The 4,917-nt window shown below is 57.1% G+C and carries 2 protein-coding genes and 3 pseudogenes; all 5 read right to left on the bottom strand.

Annotated elements, in window-relative coordinates:
• Positions 1 to 906: pseudogene (locus AYJ54_RS47570) on the bottom strand (IS630 family transposase); the annotation flags it as partial.
• A gap of 712 nt (positions 907 to 1,618) precedes the next feature.
• Positions 1,619 to 2,962 carry an LLM class flavin-dependent oxidoreductase gene (locus AYJ54_RS22415; RefSeq protein WP_063702275.1) on the bottom strand — a complete coding sequence of 448 codons (1,344 nt, stop codon included), beginning with the start codon at positions 2,960 to 2,962 and terminating at the stop codon, positions 1,619 to 1,621.
• Between the two features lie 719 nt (positions 2,963 to 3,681).
• A pseudogene (locus AYJ54_RS52560) lies at positions 3,682 to 4,106 on the bottom strand (transposase family protein); the annotation flags it as partial.
• A gap of 80 nt (positions 4,107 to 4,186) precedes the next feature.
• Positions 4,187 to 4,795, bottom strand: coding sequence for an IS5 family transposase (locus AYJ54_RS47565; protein WP_201724239.1), 609 nt, complete (start codon positions 4,793 to 4,795; stop codon positions 4,187 to 4,189).
• Positions 4,795 to 4,914, bottom strand: a pseudogene (locus tag AYJ54_RS54020) (transposase); the annotation flags it as partial. The gene AYJ54_RS47565 and the pseudogene AYJ54_RS54020, both read right to left, overlap by 1 nt.
• Between the last annotated feature and the right edge of the window lie 3 nt (positions 4,915 to 4,917).

Genomic DNA, 4,917 nt, shown 5'->3' with positions numbered 1-4,917 from the left:
GGCGCACTCCTCGTTGGAGAAGAGATCGAGGAGTTCGCCGACCTTTCGCCAGGTTGCCTCGACGTCGCGTGGCTCTGCGGCTCGGATCAGGTGTTTGAGTTTGGCGAAGACCTGCTCGATCGGATTGAGGTCGGGACTGTAGGGCGGCAGAAAGAGCAGATGGGCTCCCTTGGCGCGGACGGCGTTGCGCGCCTGCTTTCCCTTGTGACTGCCGAGGTTATCGAGGATCACGACCTCACCCTTTGTCAGAGTGGGCGCCAACACCTGTTCGACATAGAGGGTGAAGAGCTCACCATTGATCGGGCCATCGATCACCCAGGGCGCGCAGATCTGATCGTGGCGCAATGCCGCGATGAAGGTCATGGTCTTCCAGTGTCCGAAGGGCCAGATGCCTGGAGACGCTGCCCACTCGGCCCCCAGCCGCGCAACGGTGCCATGTTGGTCTTGATCCACGTCTCGTCGATAAAGACCAGGCGCGAAGCGTCGATCCTGCCCTGATGGGCCTTCCAGCGCGTCCGTTTACGGGCGACGTCGGGACGATCTTGTTCGGCTGGCAGCATCGTTTTTTTTGAAGCTCAGCCCTTCGGCGTGCACAAACGTCCACACCGCCCGGACGTCTGTCTTGATCCCGCGCACCGCCAGCTCCTGTGTCAGCTTCCGCAAGGTGAATGGCCCCGAGCGAATGCGCTTGCGCAGCCAGTCGGCATTAGCGCCGGACAAAACCGGCTTCTTGTGACCACCGATCTTGCCGGGCGAAACGCCTCCGGTCTCCCGCCGCAGATTCTTCCACTTCGTCACACAGGAAGGACTGATCTGAAGCGCTTCCGCAATCGAACGGACGGTCTCGCCGGCGTCAGCCCGCGCCAGAGCGCGTTCGCGAAGGTCTTCCGAATAGGGTCGCGTCATCCATGCTGGCCCCCGTTCTCCAGCATGGAGTTTGAATCAGAAATCTGTCCCGCTGGGAATCCCGATTCCGGTAAAAAACATCACGCTCCTAGCACCGACGCGAGTCATGCAGATTGCTATCGGCTCTGCGCTACGCGAGGTTCGGTCCGCAGCACGTCGGCAGATCTGAAGCAGGCCGGACGTTTGCCTTGGGACAAAACGCGCACTCCACGCGCGTCCGGTTACCCCGTGCGCAACGCGTACTGGCTTTATGTGCAGGGGTTATTCTCGGATAGTCTCTATCCGCCCAGAGCCACGATGTTGACGCTGAGGCAGCAATATCGCTTAGGGCTCGCCGCGCTTGAGGCCCATTGCAAGGTGAATTATCGCTAGCGCAGTTTTGTACCGATCAATGCGGACAAGCAGGAAACAGTGATCGGCGCGATGGAGACCGCCTATGGATACTCCGGAACCGCTCACCTCGGCCTCACTGCTAAGTTCAGACGAACTCCTGCTGCGGTATCCGATTGATATATGAGATCCGGCAGGGCCGTCGAAGCTGATCGACATGCTTGGGCGACCGTGCAGTGGTTTCGATTTGAACCCCTCAATCCGATCCTCTCAAACGGGAGCGGCCGTCACCACCTCTTCTCAAATGCCGCGCTAGGACTGCCGCGATCTCAAAGATCACCCGCTATCGAAAGCCCAAGCCAGGCTCTTCACGGACGATTACTTACGCTGTCCGCGCGAACTGATTCGGTGGCCGCTTGAGACCAAGGTTCTCTCTTAGTGTTTGTCCGGAAAATCCGGATCTGAATTTGCCTCGTCGACGCAATTCAGGGACAACTAGATCAACAAAGTCCTTGAGACCGCCTGGAAGAGTCGCCGGGATAACGTTGAATCCGTCAGCAGCACGTTGATCAAACGTTTCCACCATGGCGTCGGCGATTTCATCCGGCGTTCCGACCACCATGAGATGTCCTTTGGTGTCCGAAATGAAGCGGATCAGTTGTCTCCAGGTGAACTTCTGGCGTGCCGCCACGTTGAGGTATACTTTCTGACGGCTCTGTATGAAATTCGACTGCGGTAACGTCTCTGGGACTAATGAGTCGAGGTCTACTGACCGCAGCTCAGCAACAGACCCCAGCCCACGACTGGCCATTTCTATTTGCACGTCGATGTGCTCGTCCGAATGTAACCTTTCGAGCTTGTCAGATGCTTCTTGCTTAGTCCTCCCAACGATTGGGATAAAGCCTGGCATGACCAGCACCTGGTCGTCTTCCCGCCCGCGTGCACGCGCTTTATCTTTGATAGTTGCGTAATATTGTTGACCGTATTCCAAGTAAGGTGCAGCAGTGAACACGACCTCGCCGAATTCCGCAGCGAACTCTATTCCAGTATCGGATGCGCCAGCTTGAACCAATACCGGATGCCCCTGCGGCGGCCTTGCGATGTTCAAGGGGCCTCTGACTGATAAATGGTTCCCTCGGTGGTTAAGCAAATGCATTTTCGTGGTGTCAGCGTAAATACCACTTCGTTTGTCGCGAATGAAAGCATCATCTTCCCATGAGTCCCAAAGCCCCTTGACGACTTCGACGAATTCTCTCGCTCGAGCATAACGCGCGTCATGGTCTGGAAGCTCATTCTCGCCGAAATTTGCGGCTTCGCGCTTAAACCCGGAGGTGACGATGTTCCAGCCAGAACGTCCCCGCGATAGGTGATCAAGCGAGGCGAACATGCGTGCAAGATGGTAAGGCTGATTGTACGTGGTCGTGGCCGTCCCGATAAGACCCACATTCTGTGTTTTCGTTGAAAGCGCCGACAACAGCGTGATTGGCTCGAACACATCGTTTCGGCTTGAACGAGCTATATGATTGTCGTCTAATTCAGATACGCTTGGGTTATCGGCAAGAAATATCAGATGAAATGCCGCCGCCTCAGCATAGGCTGCCAGTTCAGTGTAATGGCCGATATCAGCCCCGCAATTCACTGGCGCGATCGGATCGCGCCATGCGCCTTCGTGATATCCAGCAGCCCAGAGGAACAGTCCAAGCTTCATTTCATCATGGCGCTGCATGTCGTATCTCCTTTGCATCGCATTTTGACTGGCGGCTCGTGTGTTCATTGGCGTCTAGGAACGGCACGCGTCACCGCTTGTTCGAAGTGCCCGAGATGTCGACGAGCATTCCTTCAGACAAATTCTCTCGCCCATCCTCTGACGGCGGCGTTTAAGCACCCTCTGAAAGCCTGCTACATGATTTGAACCAAGCGCTCCAAAACGTCGTGAAATCTCGCCCTCTATCGAAGTTACGAGAAAGACGTTGTCGCAGAATGGAGACCACCCACTCGCACCGAACTTCGCTGGAGCGACGACAATCCTGCGAAGCATGGTTCGCCGGTTCTAACGGTTCACGATCGCCTGCGTTAAACTTGCTCGTCCAAAGGACGGGGATTGCGTCGCAGCAGGTGCACATTGTCGAAATTCCCCAAGCTAATCAGCTGACGAGTTCGGCGATCGCGCCGAAAAGCGCCAGTCGTGCGCCTCCATGAAAGGACGATATCTGAGAAGGAAGAGGTCACGGTCGGGAACATATCTGAGTGCAGAGAATTGCTGCAGGTGCCAATCCAGCGCATCGATCGACCCACTTGGCCATCCGGTTGTGAGTGATGTTGCATACCATACTCCTTGCAGATGACGTTGACCGGCCCCTCGCTCATCGAGCGGTAGCTAGACCCTCTTTTGCTATCCAGATCAATTATTAGCATTGGTAGTTGCGCAAATTGCACATCCCGCACCACCAGCCGGTCCAGGTCCCGTGCCACCCGCGCGACCTGTCGGTCACCAGCGCCCAACACTCGCGGGTGCAGTAGTCGACCACGACGGAATCGGCGACGCAATGAGCTGTTCCGAAACAAAAGCGAGCGACCAGTGCTCGTCGGTCGCCATCCGCACCACGATCGGTGCTCTGGTCCGATTGCCCGCTTTCGACCGCCGCAGCGGCGCACCGCGGGTTTCTCTTCCCGGTGTCGCCCCGAAGAGTACCTTGTAGTTGATCGGATAGCCTTCGTGCTTGAGCAGACCTGCAAACGCCGGTGGCTGAAGCGGCGGAGTTCCTGGGCGATCACCTTCATGCGCTGGCGAACGCGCCGGCATCGTCCAACCGCGTTGTCCCGCATCCTAAAGTCATGCGGCAGCAGCCGATGGCTTTACACGCCCGCCGTCTTCATCCCGCATGCTCTTTCGCAGATGAGCGACAGCTCCGTAAAACGATTGCTCGTCATGCTCTAGTGCTGCCTTGGGCTAGGTCGTGTTGACGGTTCTAACCCAGAGCAATGCTGCGGCGATGCTTAGCATCGACAGGTACGCTCTGGCGGTTTTTTCGTAACGGGTAGCAACGCGACGGTATTGTTTGATGCGATTGACACAGCGTTCGACGAGATTGCGATGCTTGTAGGCCTCACGATCGTATTTGATTTGGATCGTGCGGTTCGATCGCGGCGGGATCACAGCCTCGATGCCACGCTCTACAAGATCAGCACGAATAGCGTCGCTGTCGTAGCCTTTATCGCCGAGAAGCTTTCTGGGATTGACGTCGTGAAGCTCCATCAATGCTTCGTAGGCATTAACTTCGTGGACCTCGCCGCCAGTGATGTCGAAGGTCAGCGGGTTGCCTTCGGCATTGGTGCGGACGTGGACCTTCGTCGAGAAGCCACCGCGCGAGCGGCCGAGCGCTTTCTGATTTTGATTCCCCCTTTTACTCCAGCCGCATGCTGGTGCGCCCGGATGATGGTGGAATCGATGGCGTGCTCCTCGTCGGCGGGAGGCCCGAGACTCGCCAAAGTCTCGAATGCCGCATCCCAAACACCAGATTTGCTCCAGCGGGTGAAGCGAATGAAGACCGAGTTCCACTTGCCATATCGTTCCGGCATGTCGCGCCATGGCACGCCAGTTCGCAGAACCCACAGAATGCCGTTGACCGTACGCCGCTTATCTAGAATTGGCGGGCCACGCTCGCCGCGATCGGGCAACAG

This window comes from Bradyrhizobium centrolobii (genome assembly GCF_001641635.1).
In the GTDB taxonomy this organism is placed as follows: domain Bacteria; phylum Pseudomonadota; class Alphaproteobacteria; order Rhizobiales; family Xanthobacteraceae; genus Bradyrhizobium; species Bradyrhizobium centrolobii.
Note: the sequence above shows the minus strand (reverse complement) of the source record. Positions and strands in the feature narration are given on the sequence as shown.

Excerpts from the sequence above, each read along its gene's own strand:
- AYJ54_RS22415 (WP_063702275.1), bottom strand. The coding sequence starts at position 2,962 with ATGCAGCGCCATGATGAAATGAAGCTTGGACTGTTCCTCTGGGCTGCT.